The organism is Rheinheimera sp. (assembly GCF_965283995.1).
In the GTDB taxonomy this organism is placed as follows: Bacteria; Pseudomonadota; Gammaproteobacteria; order Enterobacterales; family Alteromonadaceae; genus Pararheinheimera.
In genome coordinates, this window is record NZ_CBDIQG010000001.1 from 1,265,198 (window position 1) to 1,285,392 (window position 20,195).

18 protein-coding genes are annotated in these 20,195 nt (G+C 52.0%); 11 read left to right on the forward strand and 7 right to left on the reverse strand.

Going from position 1 to position 20,195, the window contains the following annotated elements; all coding sequences use genetic code 11:
* Positions 1–45: 45 nt before the first annotated feature.
* A complete protein-coding gene (locus ACQ66Q_RS05730; protein ID WP_430455908.1) occupies positions 46–831 on the reverse strand; it encodes a methyltransferase domain-containing protein in 786 nt (261 codons plus the stop codon).
* Positions 832–837: 6 nt separating this feature from the next.
* Between ACQ66Q_RS05730 and ACQ66Q_RS05735 the strand changes: the two genes are divergently transcribed.
* Entirely contained in the window at positions 838–1,605 is a 768-nt protein-coding gene (locus ACQ66Q_RS05735; protein ID WP_430455909.1) for a YdcF family protein, read from the forward strand.
* Here ACQ66Q_RS05735 and ACQ66Q_RS05740 read toward each other — a convergent pair.
* Both ACQ66Q_RS05740 and ACQ66Q_RS05745 read right to left on the reverse strand, forming a co-directional pair.
* Positions 1,602–2,372 (reverse strand): Nif3-like dinuclear metal center hexameric protein, encoded by a 771-nt coding sequence (locus ACQ66Q_RS05740; protein WP_430455910.1) that lies wholly within the window; start codon positions 2,370–2,372, stop codon positions 1,602–1,604. The genes ACQ66Q_RS05735 and ACQ66Q_RS05740 overlap by 4 nt on opposite strands.
* On the reverse strand, positions 2,362–3,624 hold the full coding sequence (locus ACQ66Q_RS05745) for a glycosyltransferase (RefSeq protein WP_430455911.1): 1,263 nt from the start codon (positions 3,622–3,624) through the stop codon (positions 2,362–2,364). The genes ACQ66Q_RS05740 and ACQ66Q_RS05745 overlap by 11 nt, the downstream gene beginning before the upstream one ends.
* A gap of 134 nt (positions 3,625–3,758) precedes the next feature.
* Here ACQ66Q_RS05745 and trhA point away from each other — a divergent pair, with 134 nt between their 5' ends.
* A complete protein-coding gene (trhA, locus tag ACQ66Q_RS05750) occupies positions 3,759–4,397 on the forward strand; it encodes a PAQR family membrane homeostasis protein TrhA (protein ID WP_430455912.1) in 639 nt (212 codons plus the stop codon).
* 29 nt (positions 4,398–4,426) lie between these two features.
* On the opposite strand, the gene ACQ66Q_RS05755 is transcribed toward trhA, so the two are convergent.
* A complete protein-coding gene (locus ACQ66Q_RS05755) occupies positions 4,427–7,636 on the reverse strand; it encodes a sensor histidine kinase (protein WP_430455913.1) in 3,210 nt (1,069 codons plus the stop codon).
* Positions 7,637–7,904: 268 nt separating this feature from the next.
* Between ACQ66Q_RS05755 and trxB the strand changes: the two genes are divergently transcribed.
* From trxB to infA, 4 genes are all read left to right on the forward strand, one after another.
* A complete protein-coding gene (gene trxB, locus ACQ66Q_RS05760; RefSeq protein WP_430455914.1) occupies positions 7,905–8,861 on the forward strand; it encodes a thioredoxin-disulfide reductase in 957 nt (318 codons plus the stop codon).
* An 8-nt stretch (positions 8,862–8,869) separates the two neighbouring features.
* Positions 8,870–9,595, forward strand: coding sequence for a leucyl/phenylalanyl-tRNA--protein transferase (aat, locus tag ACQ66Q_RS05765; RefSeq protein ID WP_430455915.1), 726 nt, complete (start codon positions 8,870–8,872; stop codon positions 9,593–9,595).
* The gene (locus ACQ66Q_RS05770; protein WP_430455916.1) at positions 9,588–10,292 is read left to right on the forward strand and encodes an arginyltransferase; all 705 of its coding nucleotides are present in this window, start codon (positions 9,588–9,590) and stop codon (positions 10,290–10,292) included. Before aat ends, ACQ66Q_RS05770 begins: the two co-directional genes overlap by 8 nt.
* 96 nt (positions 10,293–10,388) lie before the next feature.
* Positions 10,389–10,607 carry a translation initiation factor IF-1 gene (gene infA, locus ACQ66Q_RS05775; protein WP_008610216.1) on the forward strand — a complete coding sequence of 73 codons (219 nt, stop codon included), beginning with the start codon at positions 10,389–10,391 and terminating at the stop codon, positions 10,605–10,607.
* Positions 10,608–10,688: 81 nt separating this feature from the next.
* Here infA and clpA read toward each other — a convergent pair whose 3' ends face one another.
* Together clpA and clpS are read right to left on the reverse strand one after the other, a co-directional pair.
* Entirely contained in the window at positions 10,689–12,947 is a 2,259-nt protein-coding gene (clpA, locus tag ACQ66Q_RS05780) for an ATP-dependent Clp protease ATP-binding subunit ClpA (protein ID WP_430455917.1), read from the reverse strand.
* 48 nt (positions 12,948–12,995) lie between these two features.
* Positions 12,996–13,316, reverse strand: coding sequence for an ATP-dependent Clp protease adapter ClpS (gene clpS, locus ACQ66Q_RS05785; RefSeq protein WP_377246792.1), 321 nt, complete (start codon positions 13,314–13,316; stop codon positions 12,996–12,998).
* Between the two features lie 195 nt (positions 13,317–13,511).
* Between clpS and cspD the strand changes: the two genes are divergently transcribed.
* A complete protein-coding gene (gene cspD / locus ACQ66Q_RS05790; protein ID WP_031570768.1) occupies positions 13,512–13,733 on the forward strand; it encodes a cold shock domain-containing protein CspD in 222 nt (73 codons plus the stop codon).
* A gap of 252 nt (positions 13,734–13,985) precedes the next feature.
* On the opposite strand, the gene ACQ66Q_RS05795 is transcribed toward cspD, so the two are convergent.
* Positions 13,986–16,214, reverse strand: a complete 2,229-nt coding sequence (locus ACQ66Q_RS05795; RefSeq protein ID WP_430455918.1) for an NADP-dependent isocitrate dehydrogenase — start codon at positions 16,212–16,214, stop codon at positions 13,986–13,988.
* 305 nt (positions 16,215–16,519) lie between these two features.
* On the opposite strand from ACQ66Q_RS05795, the gene ACQ66Q_RS05800 reads away from it, so the two are divergent.
* From ACQ66Q_RS05800 to purB, 4 genes are all read left to right on the forward strand, one after another.
* Positions 16,520–16,987: an NUDIX domain-containing protein gene (locus ACQ66Q_RS05800; RefSeq protein WP_430455919.1), complete on the forward strand. Its 468-nt coding sequence runs from the start codon at positions 16,520–16,522 to the stop codon at positions 16,985–16,987.
* Positions 16,988–17,070: 83 nt separating this feature from the next.
* Entirely contained in the window at positions 17,071–18,171 is a 1,101-nt protein-coding gene (gene mnmA, locus ACQ66Q_RS05805) for a tRNA 2-thiouridine(34) synthase MnmA (protein ID WP_430455920.1), read from the forward strand.
* Positions 18,171–18,797 (forward strand): high frequency lysogenization protein HflD, encoded by a 627-nt coding sequence (hflD, locus tag ACQ66Q_RS05810; RefSeq protein WP_430455921.1) that lies wholly within the window; start codon positions 18,171–18,173, stop codon positions 18,795–18,797. Before mnmA ends, hflD begins: the two co-directional genes overlap by 1 nt.
* A gap of 10 nt (positions 18,798–18,807) precedes the next feature.
* Positions 18,808–20,178, forward strand: a complete 1,371-nt coding sequence (gene purB / locus ACQ66Q_RS05815; RefSeq protein WP_430455922.1) for an adenylosuccinate lyase — start codon at positions 18,808–18,810, stop codon at positions 20,176–20,178.
* Positions 20,179–20,195: the final 17 nt, after the last annotated feature.

Consider the following 20,195-nt stretch of genomic DNA (forward strand, 5'->3'; position numbering starts at 1 on the left):
TGGTTATCCGGCCTGCAGCGGCTGGTGCTACAGCCGCTGCCGATGTTACGCCGGCTTGTGCAATAACAGGTGCTGATAACGCCCCAACGACGCATAAGGCTCGGTGCGGTTGTAACGTAGTTCCACTTCCAGTAACTTATCGAACTCACTTTCCTGCTCGGACCGATCACGCAGATAATCATGGAAACAGCGCACACCGGTTTTACTGAGCTGAACAAAACCTGCATCCTGACACCATTGACTGACCGCGCGCGGATCTAACGGATTTTGTGGACTCAGACTGACTTTTTTCTTGTACGCCAAATCGCGTAACACATAGTTAAAGTTACCATACACAATGTTGGAAAAACGTTTGGCATCAATGTTATAGAACATCAGGCTCAACACGCCGCCAGGTTCTACCAGCTGCCATAACTGATCGATCGCCTGTTGCGGATCTGCTAGCCACTCCAGCACGGCATGGCAGAGCACCACCGGCGCAGTAAATGCCTGCTCAGTCAGTTGTTGCAGGGACAAGTGGCGGATCTGCAAACTGAGTTGCTGTGCCGTTGCGGCCTGCTGCGCCAGTGCCAGCATTTCAGCGGATAAATCGGTCAACGTCACCTGATGGCCCTGGGCTGCCAGCCACAACGCCAGCTGCCCTTGCCCACCGCCCACATCCAACACCCGGGTTGTCGCCTGATTTAACACGGGCAGTTCCAGCAAATCACGCTGCAACACCAGTTGGCGCAAGCGGCCTTTCGTCGTGTTATAGATATTCTGCTGGAATTTGCCGGCAATGCTGTCAAAATTGCGGTCCGACTTAGTTTTTACTGTAGTTTTTCTGGTCATAAACTCATGGATCTGTTGATTAAATTGTTGCTGACGCCGGTAGTGCAGCTGCTGTTGTTACTGATGCTGTGTATGTGGGCCGCCTGGCGACACAGTCATCATCTGAAAAAACTGCTGTTCCTGCAACTTGCTTGCGGTCTGCTGCTGACCAGCAAACCGACTGCCGACTGGCTAGCCGCTCCGCTGGAACTGGCCTATCCGGCCTTTGCAAAGCAACAGGTTAAGCATGTTGCGGTGCTAGGCTGCAGCCATGCCAATGCCACATTTTTACCGATCAGCAGTCAGGCCGACCCCTGCAGTAGCGCCCGATTACTCGAAGCCGCACTGATTTGGCGCCAGCAGCCGCAGGCACTGGTGCATCTGAGTGGTTCGATCAAAGATCGGAGCGAAGCACATACTGAAGTGGCCCGGCGGTTTTTAGTCGCTCTGGGTGTGCCTGAACAGCAGATCCGCCTGCATCCTGATGCGACCGATACTGAAGGCGAGATCGCATTATTAATCAAGACAATCCCTGCGACTGAGCCAATGGCATTAGTGACTTCTGCGATGCACATGCCCCGCGCGATGCGCTGGTTTGCCAGTGCACAGCGACACCCAATTGCAGCACCCGCCGATTACCACCTGCGCCGTAATCCTGAAGACTCGTTGCGCTGGCAAGCCTGGTTGCCAACCGTCAATGCGATGGAGACTTTTGGCTACGCGTTTTATGAGTACGCCGGCTTGCTGGAACAGCACATTCGTCTGCACCAGCTTAACCGCCAGCCCGCCAATTAAGCCGGATTATAGATATCGCTGAATATCACTTCGATACCGGTCTCTGCTGCCAGCCATTCACCGAGCGCCTGGATGCCATAACGTTCGGTGGCGTGATGACCGGCGGCGATAAAATGAATGCCCTGCTCGTTGGCGCTATGAATGGTTTGCTCGGACACTTCGCCGCTGATAAACAGTTGTGCGCCGGCAGCTGCCGCCTGATCGATATACCCCTGCCCACCACCGGTGCACCAGGCGATTTGTGTAACGGCGCCGATACCGCCGTCATGGACAAACACCTGCCGGCCAAGCTGCTGCTGTAGCAGCGCCACTATCTCAGTTAAGGCTTGCGGTTCAGCCAGACTGGCTTGCCTGACCACGCCCACCGGTTCCACGCTGGCCAGAGCGCTGATCTCAGTCAACCCCAGCAAGGCGCCAAGTCTGGCGTTATTGCCGAGCTCAGGATGAATGTCCAGCGGCAAATGGTAGGCCAACAGGTTGATATCATGCTGTAACAAGGTCTGCAGCCGGCGTTTTTTCATCCCGGTGATTTCACTGCTTTCGCCTTTCCAGAAATAGCCATGATGCACCAGCACTGCGTCGACCTGTTCAGCAACCGCGCGGTCCAGCAGCGCCTGGGACGCCGTCACCCCGGTCAGCACTTTACGGATTTCGCTGCGGCCTTCTACCTGCAGCCCATTCGGGCAATAGTCGCGCACACGCGAGATCTCTAGTTTTTGGTTCAGCATCTGGACCAACTGGTCACGGCTTAACGAATTATTTTGCATCAGAACACTCCTGCGGCTCTTGTGTGATCAGTTTATTTTTCGCTTCGATCCACTGCGCCATAAATTTGGTACTGCGATGATGATGATACTTTAACATGCTGCCGACAAAAGCCTCAGCCCGATGGGTGCTCAATTGCTGCTGCACCACTTCGATGCGTTGCCAGAGTTGCGGCTGCAGAAGCCCGGCAGAAAACTGCGCCAGACAAGACGGAGCTTTGTCCTGTGCTTGTTGCCACAGCGATTGCTGCTGATACAAGGCGACGGTTGCATTTAGCAGCGCGCCATCCTCGTTCGCCACAGCGCCCGGAAAATCACTGAAGTCAGGCAACTGACTAATGCCTTCTGCACCAATTTCCGTTGTCACCACCGGCGTTCCATAACGCATCGCATCAATGATTTTGCCTTTGAGGCCCGCACCAAAACTCAGCGGAGCCAGACAAAGGCGATAATCACGAAACGCCTGTGCAGCATGATCAGCCCAGCCTTTGATGAAAAAACCTTGTTTGGGCGCATGCAATTGAGTGGCTTTGGGCGGCGGATAGGCGCCGTAGATATGCAATTCAACGCCAGGCAAGCGGGCGCGCAGCGCCGGCCAAAGCTGCTTCAGCCGCAATACGGCCTGCCAGTTCGGTTCATGCCGGAAGTTGCCAATGAAACTGATATGCCGGCGCGCTTCAAAACTCACCGACCTATCTACCGTTGCGTCGTCCAGTAAAAACGGGCAATACAACAGCTGCGAGACCGGTACCTGGTAAAAACCGGTTAATAACCGATGTTCCGCCGTCGAGATGGTCAACGTCAGGTCGCAACGTAAGATTGCCGCCACTTCGCGCATCGCCAGTTCCGAACGCAAGTCTGCTGTCGTCACAGCCCGATTGGCACTAAACGCCTGCTGTCGGGCTAAACGCAGGCAATGCAGGTCTTCACTGTCGAGCAATTTCAGCGCCTGCGGGCAAACTTCGTCGACCCACCAGCCAAATTGTTCTTCCAGCATAAAGCGGTCAAATAACACCACCGCCGGTTGCCATTGCCGCAGTTGGCTGGCAAAACTCTGACAATTGAGCGCCACGCTCGCTTCTTCGATACCCCAGTTGGATAAATCGAAGCGGTGAGGTGATTTTTCCGCCGCACTTGCAAAGATAATGCGAAAACCCTGCTGACGATAAAGCTGCAACAAACTCAGCATGCGCCAGCCCGCCGCAGAGGAATTCGGTTCAGGCCAGACATAACCCAGCACCAGTAACAAAGGCATATCAGCCTCCCGAAGACTGTTTATTGCCGCGCATTGTAGCGGTTTCTGCCGACGAGGCAATCCGCGTCGCTGTCGCCGGTTTCATCAGATGTGGTAAGCTGAGCAGACCAGAAACCGTAAAGAGAATTAATTCTGTGGATTTAAGATACCAAGGCTATGACGAAACCCTGCATGCGCTAAGCCACGCAATCGGCGCTGTGTTGAGTGTCATTGGCCTCGGCCTGATGTTATGGCGCCTGCCCGCAGGTGAACCTGCAGCCTTGTTTGCCGTGCTGGCATTTGGCCTCAGTCTGATTTTGTTATACAGCTGCTCAGCCTGTTACCACGCCAGCACCGATGCCAAGCGAAAGGCGTTCTGGCGCAAGCTGGATCACAGCGCCATCTATTTGTTAATTGCCGGCACTTATACGCCATTTACGCTGATTAGTCTGAAAGACAGTTGGGGCTTTTATCTGGTGCTGGTGGTATGGGGCATCGCTTGTCTTGGCGTCGCGCTGGAATTTGTCGCTCATCTGAAGTTTAAACGTCTGAGTCTGATGCTGTATCTGCTGATGGGCTGGCTGGTGCTGATCGCAGCCGGGCCGATGCTGGACCATGTACCAGCCGGAGGATTGTGGTGGTTATTGGCCGGCGGCTTATGTTATTCCGGCGGCGTGATTTTTTACTTATGGCACCATTTACGCTACCACCACCTGATTTGGCACTGTTTTGTCGTGGCTGGCAGTGTCTGTCATTTCTGGTCTGTTTATCGCTATGTGCTATCGCCCCAATAAAGTATTTGGGGCGATACAAACCGGCGCAGTTAAAGCTCTGGCTCGGCGTTGAGCCGGGCCAACCGGATCCAGAACTGCGTACCGACGTGTTCGGTGCTGCTAAAGCCAATTTGACCTCCATGACTTTCGATGATCCGTTTGCAAATCGTCAGTCCAAGACCTGTGCCTTCTTTTGAGCGACTGTCGGATGCATCTGCCTGTGAGAATTTTTCAAAGATCCGCGGTTTAAACTGATCCGGGATGCCCTGGCCCTGATCGATCACTTCCAGCAACACCATGTCATTCTGCTGCGACAATCGCAGCACCACCGTGCTGTCTGGCGGGGAAAACTTCACTGCATTGGACAGCAAATTATCCAGCACCTGGCGCAAGCGCAATGGATCTGCCTGCACCATGACCGCAGACTGCTGCTGGAATTGCGTTTCAACCTGCACCTGATATCGCAGTGCATAGCTCTGGATGCCATGCACTGCGGTTTGACACAGTTCAAACAGGTCGACCGGTTTTAACTGCAACACAAACTTACCGGCTTCAAATTTTTGCACATCCAGCAGGTCATTAATCAGCTGCGATAGACGCTCACAATTCTGCTGCGCAGTATCGACCAGTTGCCGGTAGGCTTCTGAGCTTAGTGGCACCACGTTCTGCGCGACCAGGCCGATAGCACCGCGGATCGAGGTCAGCGGCGTGCGTAATTCATGTGACACAGTGGAGATAAATTCATCTTTGAGTTTATCCAGTCGCTTGAGCTCTTTATTCGCTTTGGCGATCTCCGTCAGGCTTTTCTCCAGCTGCCGGGTCCGCAACGACAACGTCATCGAACTTTCTTCCAGCGCTCTGGTGCGCTCGGTCACTTTGGTTTCCAGAATGAGTTGCGCTTTGGCACGCTCCTGTACTGAGTTCTGCAGCAACTTATTGATCTGATGAATATGACGTAACCGATATTGATGGAACGTCAGGATCAACAACATCGTCAGGACAAAACCAAGCACCTGCACTGAGCCGTGTTGCCACCAGCTTGGCAATACCTGAACCCGCACCCGCTCCGGCGCCTGATTAAATAAACCATGGTTATTCGAGCCTTTGAGTTCCAGTTCGTACTCACCGGCGGGCAAATTGGAATAGTAGGCGCTACGCCGGCTAGGTTGCAGGATCCAATCCTGATCAAAACCGGTCAGTTTATACATGTATTGATTGCGTGTCGGATCATGGAAATCCAGACTGGCGAATTCAAACTCAAGACTGGTGTCTGTCGGCTTCAGCACAATATCCGGCCAGCGGGCTGTGTTTGCCTGCATCGGCAGAGGTTTGTTATTGACCAGAATGCGCGATACGGCCACTTTCGGTTCAATCTGGTTAATCCAAATCAACGCCGGTTCCATCAGCGTCAATCCTTCGATAGAGCCAATGTAAAAACTGCCTTGCTGGTCATCAAAAAACGACTTGAACACTTGCTCTGTCGCCACCAGACCATCCTGTCGGGTAAAAGTGATCAGGCGTTGGCTATCGCTGTGTTTCAGGCTCAATCCCTTTGCCGACAGTAGCCAAATATTCTGCTGCTGATCGGCATAGGCGCCGATGATATTGCTGGTCGGTAAACCACTGCGTTCATCGAGTAAATGCTGAGTGTCTGTTTGTGGATCGTACACAACAAGACCTTGCTGCGTACAAATCAGTAACGTGGCAGCTGGGCCGTGTTCAAGGCATTGCACGTCTTGACTGGGTAATGTCAGCTTGTTCGCTGCGGCTTCACTGAAATGCTCGACCTGACCATTTTCATGCCTGATCCGGAACACACCGGAATAGCGGGTACCGACCCAGGTATGGTCGCCACTGACCAGCATCGCTTGCACGGCATCGCCGGTTTTATGCCGGATCTCCGGCTGCAAATAGGTTGTCGAAGTATTTTTCACCGGATCCCAGTGAATCACCCCATCTCCCCACAAACCAATCCAGAAACTGCCGTCCGCCTGAATACTTAAGTCGCGGATATTAGCCGCCACCTGCGGATTCTGCCGAAATGGCTCGGTGACCAGAACAACCTGCCCGGCTGCTTGATCTACGCGGTACAAACCAACGTCGGTTGCGGCAAAAATCTGGCCGGTCTGGTCCTGTCGGATCGCATTGACCCGGCCGTCCGTCAGGAAAGGTTTTAACACGCCGGAATTGCGGTCAAACCGGTAGAGATTTTCGGCGCTGCCTAGCCAGATCGCATCTTTATCCGCAAACACGGCCGTGACGGTAAACTGTAATTGTGCGGCATCCAGCTGTGGTGCCAGGTCGTGTAGAGAAGCAAAAGCTGATTTGCTGTGACGGGTGTAATACAAACCGTTCTCGCGCGAGCCCAGCCATAACACGCCAGTCCGGTCTAAAAATACCGAACGGATATTCACAGTTGGCAACAACGATTGCTGTTCACGGAATTTTAGAAATTGCTGCAACTGCGGATGAACCCGAAACAATCCGTTGTATGTTCCCAGCAGTAACATGCCGTTTTGGTCGGCGGAAATCACGTTAATAATCGGCGCATTGCGATCGGCAAAGAATGGGATCTTCTGAAAGGTTCGTTGCTTGGGATCCAGTACAAATAATCCCTGACGGGTGCCGACCCATAATTTATCGCCGGCGCTATACAAGGCTCTGATTTCATTGTCACGGCCTGTGCCGTCCGGAAATGGCAACATCACCTCAGACAACCCGGTATCTTCCCGCCAGGCATGTAACCCTGCAGACGTGCCGATCCAAAGGGTATTGTCCAGAGTTTGACTCAGACTCCAGATACGGTTGTGGGCGAGCTGCCTTTCGGATAACTGCAAACGCTGCCATTGGCCGTCGGCAGTCATCCGGTTGATACCCCCGGTACTCCCCACCCACAGATTCTGCTGTTTATCTTCAAACAACACCTGAACCTGCATACTGGCCAGACTGTCCGGGTCCGATGGGTCTGTGACAAAACGACGTAATTTACCAGTCTTGGCATCAATACGGCTTAGGCCGTAGCCCCAGGTCCCCGCCCAAATATTATGATGATTATCAATCAGTAAGCTACCAACATCCTGTGAGCCCAGCGTATTTAGCTCTTCCGGCGTGAGTACCTGAAATTCGGAAAACTGATATCCGTCGTAGCGCAATAATCCTGAATTGGTCGAACTTAGCCAAATAAAGCCTTCCACATCCTGTGCCACGCCATAAATGGTGGCATTTGGCAGACCGTCATCGACGCCAATTCGTTTAAACAATGTATCTGAAGCATGCGCCGGTAAAGCCAGCAACAGCAGCCAGAACCACAGAAACAGTCTCAGAGAAACCTCCGCTCACAGACGTCGGGATGATCGTAGTCATTTGCTGACAACACCTAGTGAGGCTAAATTAGCACAGCAGTCCCGACTTTACAGTCAGGCCGAAATAAATTTAGTCGCTGACTTTGACTTCCGGTTGCAATCCAATAGAATCGGCCCCACGTAGAGACCAAGCCTTATCTTGTTCAGTTTTATCTCGGGGATATTCATGTCAAATCCAAAACACAGCCGCCTGCTCATTCTTGGTTCAGGCCCGGCCGGATATACCGCTGCTGTTTATGCCGCCCGCGCCAACTTAAAACCGGTGTTACTGACGGGGATGCAACAAGGCGGTCAGTTGACCACCACCACGGAAGTTGAGAACTGGCCCGGTGACCCACATGGTTTGACCGGACCGGCGTTGATGGAGCGGATGCGCGAACACGCAGAAACGTTCAACACCGAAATCGTGTTTGACCACATCCATACAGTCAACCTGCAACAGCGTCCTTTCCTGCTGACCGGCGACAATGGTCAGTACAGTTGTGATGCGCTGATCATCGCAACTGGTGCATCGGCCAAATACCTCGGACTTGAATCTGAAACTAAATTCAGCGGTCGCGGCGTATCGGCATGTGCCACCTGCGACGGCTTCTTTTTCCGTAAGCAAAAAGTGGCGGTCGTCGGCGGTGGTAACACTGCAGTGGAAGAAGCCCTGTATTTATCGAATATCGCTGCAGAAGTTCACCTGATCCACCGCCGGGATAGTTTTAAAGCAGAAAAAATTCTGATCGACCGTTTAAATGCCAAAGTTGCCAGCGGCAATATCATCTTACATACCCACCGTGAACTGGCCGAAGTGCTGGGAGACGATAATGGCGTGACCGGAGTCCGACTGTCATCGACCAATGGTCAGTCCGACGAGCAAGTCGAGCTGCAAGGCGTGTTTATCGCCATTGGTCACAAACCAAATACCGACATCTTTGCCGGCCAGCTGGAGATGAATGGTGGTTACCTGACAGTTCAAAGCGGCTTGCATGGTAACGCGACGCAAACCAGCATCGCGGGTGTATTCGCTGCAGGTGACGTCAGTGACCACATCTATCGTCAGGCCATCACCTCAGCCGGTACTGGCTGTATGGCGGCGCTGGATGCAGAACGTTATCTCGACGCTTTAGCCAAGTAACCATCGCGATGACGCTGTGGCTGCCAGAACTGCGTTCAGACTCCCTCTGGTTCCCGTCTGCGGACACAGCGCTCAAGGAACCGGACGGATTGCTCGCCTTTGGTGGTGATTTGTCGGTCGCGCGGCTACAGCAAGCTTATCAGCATGGTATCTTTCCATGGTTCAGTCCGGGCGACCCGCTGTTATGGTGGTCACCCGGCACCCGGGCTGTCTTCCGGCCCGACAGCCTGCATGCCGGCCGCAGTTTGCGTAAAGACTGGCAGAAACATCAATACCAATTCAGCTGCGATCAGGCTTTTCCCGCTGTGATCGCTGCCTGCGCAGCACCGCGGGCCCATCAGGGTGGCACCTGGATCTCGGATGATATCCAACAAGCCTATATTGCTTTACATCACGCAGGCGTCGCACACAGTCTGGAAGTCTGGCAGCACGACAGGTTGGTCGGTGGTTTGTACGGCATACAGGTTGGTGCTTTATTTTGTGGCGAGTCGATGTTTAACCGGGTGCCCAACGCCGCCAAGCTGGCGCTGGTGCAACTACAGCACTATTTGCAATCATTTGGCCTCGGCTGGATTGATTGCCAGCTTCCCAACGATTTTTTATTACAATGCGGCGCGTCGCCAATGCCCCGAGCTGACTATTTGCAACTCCTGCAACAGCAAGCGGCCCAGCCAATCCCCACAGGGTTGTGGCAGGCCGGCGCTATTGCGTCATTGATTGTGCACAATGAGTGATAAGTTTTTACTGGGCGTGAGCCAGTCGCACCACTGCAGTTATCTGCCGGACCAACAAGAACGGCTGCTGTTCAGTCTGCCGGACCAGCCATTGTCTCCCGAGATCTATCAATGGCTGACCGAACATAATTTCCGCCGTAGTGGCGAGCAGCTGTACCGGCCTTATTGCTTGAATTGTCAGGCTTGTCAGGCGGTCCGGCTTGATGTCGCTGCATTAGAACTGAATCGTAGCCAACGTCGGTTACAGCAACAGGCGGCCAAACTGAACTGGAGTTGGCGCTGGCAGCCGCAGCCGTTATTCAGTGATTATTTTCCGCTCTATCAGGCTTATATCAGTGCGCGCCATGCCGACGGTGTGATGTACCCGCCTGAGCCAGAACACCTGCAACAATTACTGAGCTGTCATTGGATGCAAGTCAGTACGCTGGAGCAATATGTTGATGGTGAACTGACCGGCGTGCTGGTACTGGATCATTTGCCGGAAGGCTTATCCGCCGTATATAGTTTTTTTCAGCCCGAGCATTCATTGGCGCTTGGCATTCTGGCCGTATTGGCCGGCACCGAATTGTGCCGTCAGCAACAGCTGCGCTATTTTTACCTCGGTTATCTGGTCAGTGACTCCGATAAAATGCGTTATAAAAGCCAGTTTCGGCCTCAACAGCGCCTTATTCAGGATGAATGGCAAACTTTTTGCTAAATCATTGCTTGTCGCTTTACTTATCGCCGGCTTTTCGGCACAATCTGCGCTGTTTTTTTCTGTTTAAATTTAAATCTGAAGGGGCTCGTACGCTGCATGGCGAAAGAAGACGTGATTGAAATGCAAGGCACCATCCTTGATACATTACCAAATACCATGTTCAAGGTCGAACTCGAAAACGGTCATGTGGTCATCGCGCATATTTCTGGGAAAATGCGCAAGAACTATATCCGGATCCTGACAGGTGACAAAGTGACGGTCGAACTGACACCTTATGATTTAACCAAAGGCCGGATCGTCTTCCGTCAACGTTGAGAACCAAACTGCTGTGAAACACCAGCAAAATAAAACCCGGCATGGCCGGGTTTTGTTTTTTCAGAGAACACCAAGCTTAAATCAAACCACAGCCGCGTCTTCATGATAGTCAAAGCTGAGTTCGTCGCCTTGCAGGTCAATTCGTACATCACCACCGTGACTTAAACGGCCGAACAGAATCTCATTGGCTAACGGCTTTTTCAGCTGTTCCTGCACCACCCGCCCCATGGGGCGAGCGCCCATCGCTTGGTCGTAACCTTTGTCCGCCAGCCATTGCCGCGCAGTCGGACTCAGTTCCAGTTGCACTTGTTTTTTGTCCAGCTGCACCTGCAGATCACAGACAAATTTATCGACAATTTGCAAAATAATGTCGCGGCCCAAATGCTGGAACCAGATAATGCCATCAAGCCGGTTACGGAATTCCGGGCTGAAAGTGCGGTTAATTTCGGCCAACGCGTCGTGACTGTGATCCTGCTGTTTAAAGCCGATAGTTTTACGTACCGTCTCCTGCACACCGGCATTTGTTGTCATCACCAGCACGACGTTACGGAAGTCTATTTTCCGGCCGTTATTATCGGTCAGCGTGCCATGGTCCATCACCTGTAACAGGATATTGTAAATATCACTGTGCGCTTTTTCGATTTCATCCAGCAACACAACGGAATATGGATGTTTAGACACCGCATCTGTCAATAAACCGCCCTGCTCAAAACCAACATATCCCGGCGGCGCGCCAATTAAGCGGCTGACTGCATGACGTTCCATGTACTCAGACATATCAAAGCGCAGTAGTTCGACGCCCATGATCCGCGCCAGCTGTTTGGTGACTTCGGTTTTGCCCACACCTGTTGGGCCGGCAAACAAGAAACTACCGATCGGCTTTTCTTCATTGCCAAGACCAGAACGCGACAAACGTATCGCGGACGTTAACACTTCAATCGGCGCATCCTGACCAAACACGACCAGCTTCAGATTCCGATCGAGGTTAGCCAATACGTCTTTGTCTGACGCAGAGACCGACTTTTCCGGGATCCGCGCCATTTTCGCGATAATGTGCTCAATCTCCGGCACATTAATCACTTTTTTCCGCTTCGATGCCGGCAACATCCGCTGGCTGGCGCCGGCTTCATCAATCACATCGATGGCTTTATCCGGCAGATGCCGTTCATTAATATACTTCGCTGAAAGCTCTGCAGCGGCACGTAAGGCTTTTTGCGTATAACGCACGCCGTGGTGCTGCTCGTAGCGCTCTTTCAGCCCCAACAGGATTTGTGTGGTGTCATCGACACTCGGCTCAGTAATATCAATTTTCTGGAAACGTCGAACCAGCGCCGTGTCTTTTTCGAAGATACTTTTAAATTCTTGGTACGTTGTAGAGCCGATACAACGCAGCCGTCCGCTCGACAGTAACGGCTTAATCAGGTTCGATGCATCCATCACACCGCCGCTGGCTGCGCCGGCACCAATCACGGTATGGATTTCATCAATAAACAAAATGGCGTCTTTTTCGCGTTCAATTTCTTTTAACAGCGATTTCAGCCGTTTTTCAAAATCGCCCCGATATTTAGTACCGGCCAACAGTGCGCCCATATCGAGAGAATAAATGGTCGCATTGGCTATGACTTCAGGCACCTGGTTCTGCACGATGCGAAAGGCGAGGCCTTCTGCGATAGCCGTTTTACCAACGCCGGCCTCACCGACCAGCAGCGGGTTATTTTTCTTGCGGCGACACAACACCTGGATGGTGCGTTCCAATTCCATATCTCGACCAACCAACGGGTCTATCTGGCCATTCTTTGCTAGCACGTTCAGATTCGACGTGAAATTTTCCAGATATTTATTGTCTTCAACGGCGATCTCACCGTTTTCGTCTTGTTGCTGCTCATCGGATTGCTCCAGCTTTTCCGACTTAATCACACCATGGGAGATAAAATTAACGATATCGAGGCGGCTGATATCGGTTTTTTTCAACAGATAGACTGCCTGAGATTCCTGCTCACTGAAGATTGCCACCAGCACATTGGCACCGGTGACTTCAGATTTACCAGACGATTGCACGTGAAACACTGCGCGTTGCAATACACGCTGGAAACCGAGGGTTGGTTGAGTGTCGCGCTCTAAGTCGCCATCAGGGATGAGCGGCGTGGTGGAATCAATAAAATTAGCCAGTTCAAGGCGTAGACGTTCAATATTGGCGCCGCAGGACTTTAAAGCATCACCGGCAGCAGGGTTATCGAGCAAAGCGAGCAGCAGGTGCTCGACGGTCATATATTCGTGGCGGCGTTCTCTGGCAAAACGAAATGCCAGGTTCAGCGTTAACTCAAGATCTTTATTTAACATAAGACAACTCCCAATCCACCTGAGTTATAAAAAGCTGAGAGACTGCAGTCAGGCACGCTCCATAGTGCAAAGTAACGGATGTTCATGTTCTCTGGCATATTCGCTGACCTGCTGTACTTTGGTTTCGGCAATGCCTGCAGTAAACACGCCACAGACAGCTTTACCTTCGTAATGAACTTGCAACATCACTTCGCTGGCTTTTTCATATTGCATATTAAAAAACCGGGTCAGCACGTCGATGACAAAATCCATCGGGGTGTAATCATCATTGTGCAACACCACTTTATACATCGGCGGTGGTTCGACTTTCTGTCGTATCAGCTCCGCCAGCCCTTCGGAATGTCCGTCACCAAATTTAGTGTTGCTCATAGACTATAGTCACGCCTGTTGCTTCCATCAAAGGATGTTGTGTTGATTCTGCCGCATTTCAAGTGGTCTTACTTCCGTAAAAAACTTGACTAGTTGCGCAAATTATCTACAGTAATTTTTGGAGCATTGCGCACGGCAATAACTCCGAACCTAAGAATACAGATTTTAGCTAACGAAGAGAAGGAAGTAAGTAGTATGGCTACCGGTAAAGTAAAATGGTTCAACAACGCCAAAGGTTTTGGCTTTATCCGTGAAGAGGGTCGTGACGAAGACATTTTCGCCCACTACTCCACCATCAGCATGGATGGTTACCGGACACTAAAAGCTGGTCAGGACGTTACGTTTGAACTGTCAGAGGGACCGAAAGGTCTGCACGCAGTGAATATTGCACTGCCAGAAGGTGAAAAACCTGAATAACCACTGAGGCGAACTGACGATGCAGGGCGTCAACCAGCTCAAGTGCGGCTACAGGCCAAATGCCTGTGAAAGCGGTCTGTGATACCCCCGATATCACGGCCGTTTTTGTTTTTTAGCCCCCTCCCGCTTTAATCCATCTTGAGATTATTTCTGGTGAGCCGCTTGGCCAGTCAGCAGCAGTTCGTGCAATACCGTCCAGCCAAGAAAAAGGCACCCGAAGGTGCCCTCTGCATATTACGACTGACCGGCGGCTCAGACCGCGGCTAAAGCTGCATTTAACAGCGCACTTGGCCGCAGTGCTGCACTGGCTTTAGCATCGTCCAAACGGTAATAACCACCGATATCTACTGCCTTGCCCTGCACTGTGTTCAGCTCAGCAACAATCGCCGCTTCCTGTTCGCTCAGTGTCTTCGCCAGTGGCGCAAAACGAGCCGCCAGGGCCGCGTCTTTGCTCTGTGCGGCAACAGACTGCGCCCAGTACAACGCCAGATAGAAATGGCTGCCACGGTTATCCAGCTGCCCCAACTTGCGGGTCGGCGATTTGTCGTTATCGAGGAACTTCGCTGTCGCTTCGTCCAGCGTTTCTGCCAGCACTTGTGCACGGGCGTTGCCGGACACCTGGCTTAAATGCTCCAGCGATGCCGCCAGCGCCAGGAATTCACCCAGTGAATCCCAACGTAGATGGTTCTCTTCGACAAACTGCTCGACGTGTTTCGGTGCTGAACCACCAGCGCCAGTTTCAAACAGACCACCACCATTCATCAACGGCACAATCGACAGCATCTTGGCGCTGGTACCCAGCTCGAGAATTGGGAATAAGTCAGTCAGATAATCGCGCAGTACGTTACCCGTTACCGAAATTGTATCCAGACCTTGTTTGATCCGGTCCAGACTGAAGCGCGTGGCCGCTTCCGGTGACATGATCTGAATGTTCAGACCGCTGGTATCGTGGTTTTTCAGGTAAGTTTCCACTTTCTGAATGATTTGCGCGTCATGAGCCCGATTTGCATCTAACCAGAACACCGCAGGCGTATTGGACAGACGAGCACGGCTGACGGCCAGTTTCACCCAATCCTGTACCGGCGCATCTTTGGTCTGGCACATCCGCCAGATGTCGCCGGCTTCGACCACATGGCTCATTAATACCGTACCGGCCGCGTCAACGACCTGGACAGTCCCATTCGCCGGGATCTCAAAGGTTTTGTCGTGTGAGCCGTATTCTTCCGCTTTTTGCGCCATCAGGCCCACGTTCGGAACTGAGCCCATAGTGCGCGGATCAAAAGCACCGTTAGCGATACAGAAACTAATAGTTTCCTGATAAACACCGGCATAACAACGGTCTGGGATGACGAATTTGGTGTCTTGCAGCTTGCCGGCCGCATTCCACATTTGACCGGAACTGCGGATAGCCGCTGGCATGGACGCATCGATAATCACATCGCTTGGAACATGCAGATTGGTGATACCTTTATCAGAATTCACCATCGCCACGCCTGGCTGTGCGGCATAAGCTGCCTGCAGGTCGGCTTCGACTTCAGCACGTTGCGCTTCTGGTAATTGCTGAATTTTCGCCAGTAAATCACCCAAACCGTTATTGACATCAACGCCTAAAGTTGCGAACAACGCCGCGTGTTTATCAAACACTGATTTGAAGAACACTGTGACCACATGACCAAACATGATTGGGTCAGACACTTTCATCATTGTTGCTTTCAGATGCACTGAAAACAGCACGCCTTTGGCTTTGGCATCGGCGATTTCTGTGGCAAGGAATTCGCGCAGAGCGGCCTTGCTCATCACCGCAGCATCAATAATCTCACCGACAGACAAATTGGTCTTTTCTTTCAGCACTTTGACAGCGCCGTCGGTCTGTACCAGCTGAATTTTTACCGGGCCAGCCGCTGCGACAGTCACAGACTGTTCGCTGCCATAAAAATCGCCATGCGTCATGTGTGACACATGTGATTTGGAATCTTTTGACCAGGCACCCATTGAGTGTGGGTTTTTCCGCGCATATTGCTTCACTGACAATGGCGCACGGCGGTCCGAGTTGCCTTCACGCAGCACCGGGTTTACTGCACTGCCTTTGACTTTGTCGTAACGCGCTTTGACATCTTTTTCTAACGCGGTTTGTGGCTCTTCCGGATAATCCGGTAATGCATAGCCTTTTGCCTGCAATTCTTTAATTGCGGCTTTTAACTGAGGGACAGAGGCACTGATATTTGGCAGCTTAATAATGTTGGCTTCCGGTTTGGTTGCCAGCTCACCCAGTTCAGTCAGCGCATCCGCTTGTTGTTGTTCAGGTTTAAGAAAATCAGGGAACAGTGCAATAATGCGACCAGCTAATGAAATGTCACGGGTTTCCACCACAACATCTGCCGCTTTGGCAAAGGTCTGCACGATTGGCAGGAAAGAATAAGTTGCAAGCGCTGGCGCTTCATCGGTTTGGGTATAAATGATTTTAGAAATTTCAGTAGTCATATCAGGTCCTGGCTAGCTCTCGACAAGCACCGCTATTGCAGCAGCCACGCACATCCAGCGGTACGTTGCAGCGAAACACCGGTAAATTAACAAACGGTCCAAACAAAACGGCCACAGTGTAGCAGCAAGCGACCAACAAGCAGAAGAGCCTATACAGGCCCAGCCATCTTTGTACGCTGTGGAATTTGCTATCAGGGACTGTCAGTGGCGCTTTAGTGTACGCTTTTCAAGCGCATGGAAAAACCTTTTGTGGACTGACCTGTGCTTAATCCGTATAACAAAGAAAATTAAACAGGGATAAACAAGTGCCAGATCGTTCATTGTTACATCTGACCGTTGCTGCGGTCGTCTGCTATCAACAGCGTTTTTTGCTGGTCGAAGAGCGCGACAAAATCACCGGTGCGCTGGTGCTGAATCAACCGGCAGGTCATGTCGAAGCCGGCGAAGACTTATTCAGTGCAGTACAGCGGGAATTGCAGGAAGAAACCGGACTGGTTTTAGCTCCCTGCGCCTGGCTTGGCATTTCGCAGCTGCAGGCCGCCAACGGCCACTTCTATTACCGGGTGAACTTTGTGTTTGAACCGCTAACCTTGCCTGAGCACTATCAGCCGCAGGATGCCGATATTCTGGCGTTGCACTGGCTGAACGCAGATGAACTGCAACAAGCCGCACTGCCGGTGCGTAGCAGTCTGGTAAGCCATGCCATCAGCGAATACCTGCAAGGCGTGCGACTGCCACTTGAGGCGTTACAGCCGATGGTTCGGATGGTCTGACCGACCTTTGCGCCAGCGCAGGCTGTGTTGGCGCACAAATGATGCTATAATCCGCGCCTCTTTTTTTCCACAAAGCGCAGGTTATGTCAGAAAACAGCAGCAAAAAAGTCATTGTCGGCATGTCCGGCGGCGTTGATTCCTCCGTCTCAGCCTACTTGCTAATCCAACAGGGTTATCAGGTGGAAGGCCTGTTTATGAAGAACTGGGAAGAAGACGATAATGACGAATATTGTGCCGCTGCCGAAGACTTAAAAGATGCGCAGCAAGTCTGCGATACACTTGGCATCAAGCTGCACAAAGTCAATTTCGCCGCTGAGTACTGGGACAATGTGTTCGAGTATTTTCTCGCTGAATACAAAGCCGGCCGTACACCAAATCCGGACATCATGTGCAACAAGGAAATTAAGTTCAAAGCGTTCCTTGAATTTGCCGCAGAGGCACTTGGCGCCGACTATATCGCCACCGGCCATTATGTCCAGCGCCGCGAAGTAGATGGTCACTGGCAACTTTTACGTGGCCTCGACACCAATAAAGATCAAAGTTATTTCCTCTATACCATCGGCGAGCAACACGTCGCACAGACGCTGTTTCCGGTCGGTCACCTGGAAAAACCGGCAGTGCGCGCCATCGCCGAACAGCAGGGCTTAATTACTCACGATAAAAAAGACTCGACTGGCATTTGTTTTATTGGCGAGCGCAAATTCAAAGATTTCCTGCAGAAATATCTGCCGGCACAACCGGGCGATATCATCACGGTCGATGGCGAAAAAATTGGCCGCCACGAGGGACTGATGTATCACACGCTGGGCCAACGCAAAGGCCTGGGCATTGGTGGCACCAAAGATGGTGGCGAAGATCCGTGGTACGTCGTCCGGAAAGATCTAATCAATAACCAGCTGATTGTGGCGCAAGGCCATGACCATCCAAGCCTGTTGTCACGTGGCCTGACTGCGACACAACTACATTGGGTTGACCGGCAAGGCCCGGCGGATACATTGCGCTGTACGGTCAAAACCCGCTATCGCCAACAGGATATCCCCTGCACCCTGCGCCGCCTTGGCGCAGATCACATTGAAGTCATGTTTGATGAGCCGCAAAAGGCTGTAACACCTGGCCAGTCAGCGGTATTTTATCTGAACGAAGTCTGCCTCGGTGGCGGCATCATTGATGAGGCTTTACAGTGATGAATCAATCTGTTTCTACCCAAGTACTGGCGCTGTCGGCATTATGTCTGGCAGTACGCGCCGTGCAGCAAATTGCCCGGGGCGAAGCGCTGGAACCCGGTGTGCTGTCAACCTTATTACAAAGCGTCGCTGAACAAAATCCGGCGGACGCCATTGATGTGTACGGTGGCAAACTGGCGAATCTGCAAGGCGGCTACCATATTCTTGCCGCTCAGCTGGGTGATCAGCCGCGTAAAGATCTGGAACTGACCCGTTATGTGATGGCGGTGTTAGCGCTGGAACGTTTACTGAATAAATCGACGGACAGTCTCGGCGCTGTTGGCAAACGCATTGAGCGCCTGCAACAGCAGCTACAGCATTTTCAGGCCACCGATGACAATATTATCGCCAGCATTGCCGACATTTATGTTGAGCATTTGAGCCCGCTTGGCAACCGGATCCAAATCGCTGGAGTACCGGAACAACTGAAACAAAGCGCAGTGCAACAGAAGATCCGTGCGTTGTTATTGTCCGCGGTCAGAGCCGCCGTTTTGTGGCGTCAGTCAGGTGGCCGTCGTTATCATTTTCTGTTTCAGCGCAAGAGTTTACTGCGCGAAACTCAGCAAGTTTTACAACAATTAGCTTAAGGGAGTCGTCATGGAACTCAACGCATTAACCGCCATCTCTCCGGTGGACGGGCGTTACGGCAGCCGCACTACAGAGCTGCGGGATATCTTCAGTGAATTTGGTCTGATTAAATTCCGCGTGACGGTCGAAGTCCGTTGGTTACAACAGATGGCGACGATCGCCGGCATCAATGAAGTCCCGGCGTTGTCCGAAAGCGCCAATGCGTTATTAAACTCGATTGTCGACAATTTCAGCATGGCCGATGCCGAACGCGTCAAAGAAATCGAACGCACAACCAACCATGACGTCAAAGCAGTCGAGTACCTGCTGAAAGAAAAAGTGGCAGGTAACGCTGAGTTAGCGGCGATTAGTGAATTCATCCATTTCGCCTGTACTTCTGAAGATATCAATAACTTATCGCATGGTCTGATGTTAACCACCGCGCGTGATCAGGTGCTGCTGCCGTTGATGGACCAGTTGCTGAGCTCGATCAAAGCCTTAGCCGTGCAGTACAAAACCATTCCAATGATGGCGCGTACTCATGGTCAGCCGGCCTCTCCGACCACTCTTGGTAAAGAGATGGCAAACGTCTATATCCGCCTGCAACGCCAGCGTAATCAGGTCGCAGCCGTTGAAATGCTTGGTAAATTTAACGGCGCTGTCGGTAACTACAATGCGCATTTATCGGCGTATCCGTCGCTTGACTGGCACCAAATTTCCGAGCAGTTCGTTACCAGTCTGGGCCTGAGCTGGAACCCGTATACCACGCAAATTGAACCGCATGATTACATCGCCGAACTGTTTGATGCGGTCGCCCGCTTTAACACTATCCTGATCGATTTTGATCGGGACGTCTGGGGTTACATTGCGCTTGGCCACTTCAAGCAACGCACTATTGCCGGCGAGATTGGCTCTTCTACGATGCCACATAAAGTCAATCCGATTGATTTTGAAAACTCTGAAGGCAACCTCGGTGTCGCCAATGCGATTTTCCAGCATCTGGCCAGCAAACTGCCAATCTCGCGCTGGCAGCGTGATCTGACGGACTCCACTGTTTTGCGTAACCTCGGCGTAGGTTTTGGTTATACGCTGATCGCGTACCATGCCACGCTCAAAGGCATTAGCAAACTGGAAGTTAACGAAGTCAATCTGCTGACCGAGCTGGATCAAAACTGGGAATTGCTGGCAGAGCCGGTCCAAACAGTGATGCGACGTTACGGCATCGAAAAACCATACGAAAAGCTGAAAGAGCTGACTCGCGGTAAACGGATTTCGCCAGAAGATCTGGCACTGTTTATCGACAAGCTGGCACTGCCAGATGCAGCCAAAGCCGAGTTGAAACAAATGCGGCCGGATAATTATCTTGGCGCGGCTATCGCGCTGGTTGACAGCCTGCAGTAACAACTTGAAGGGCGGTA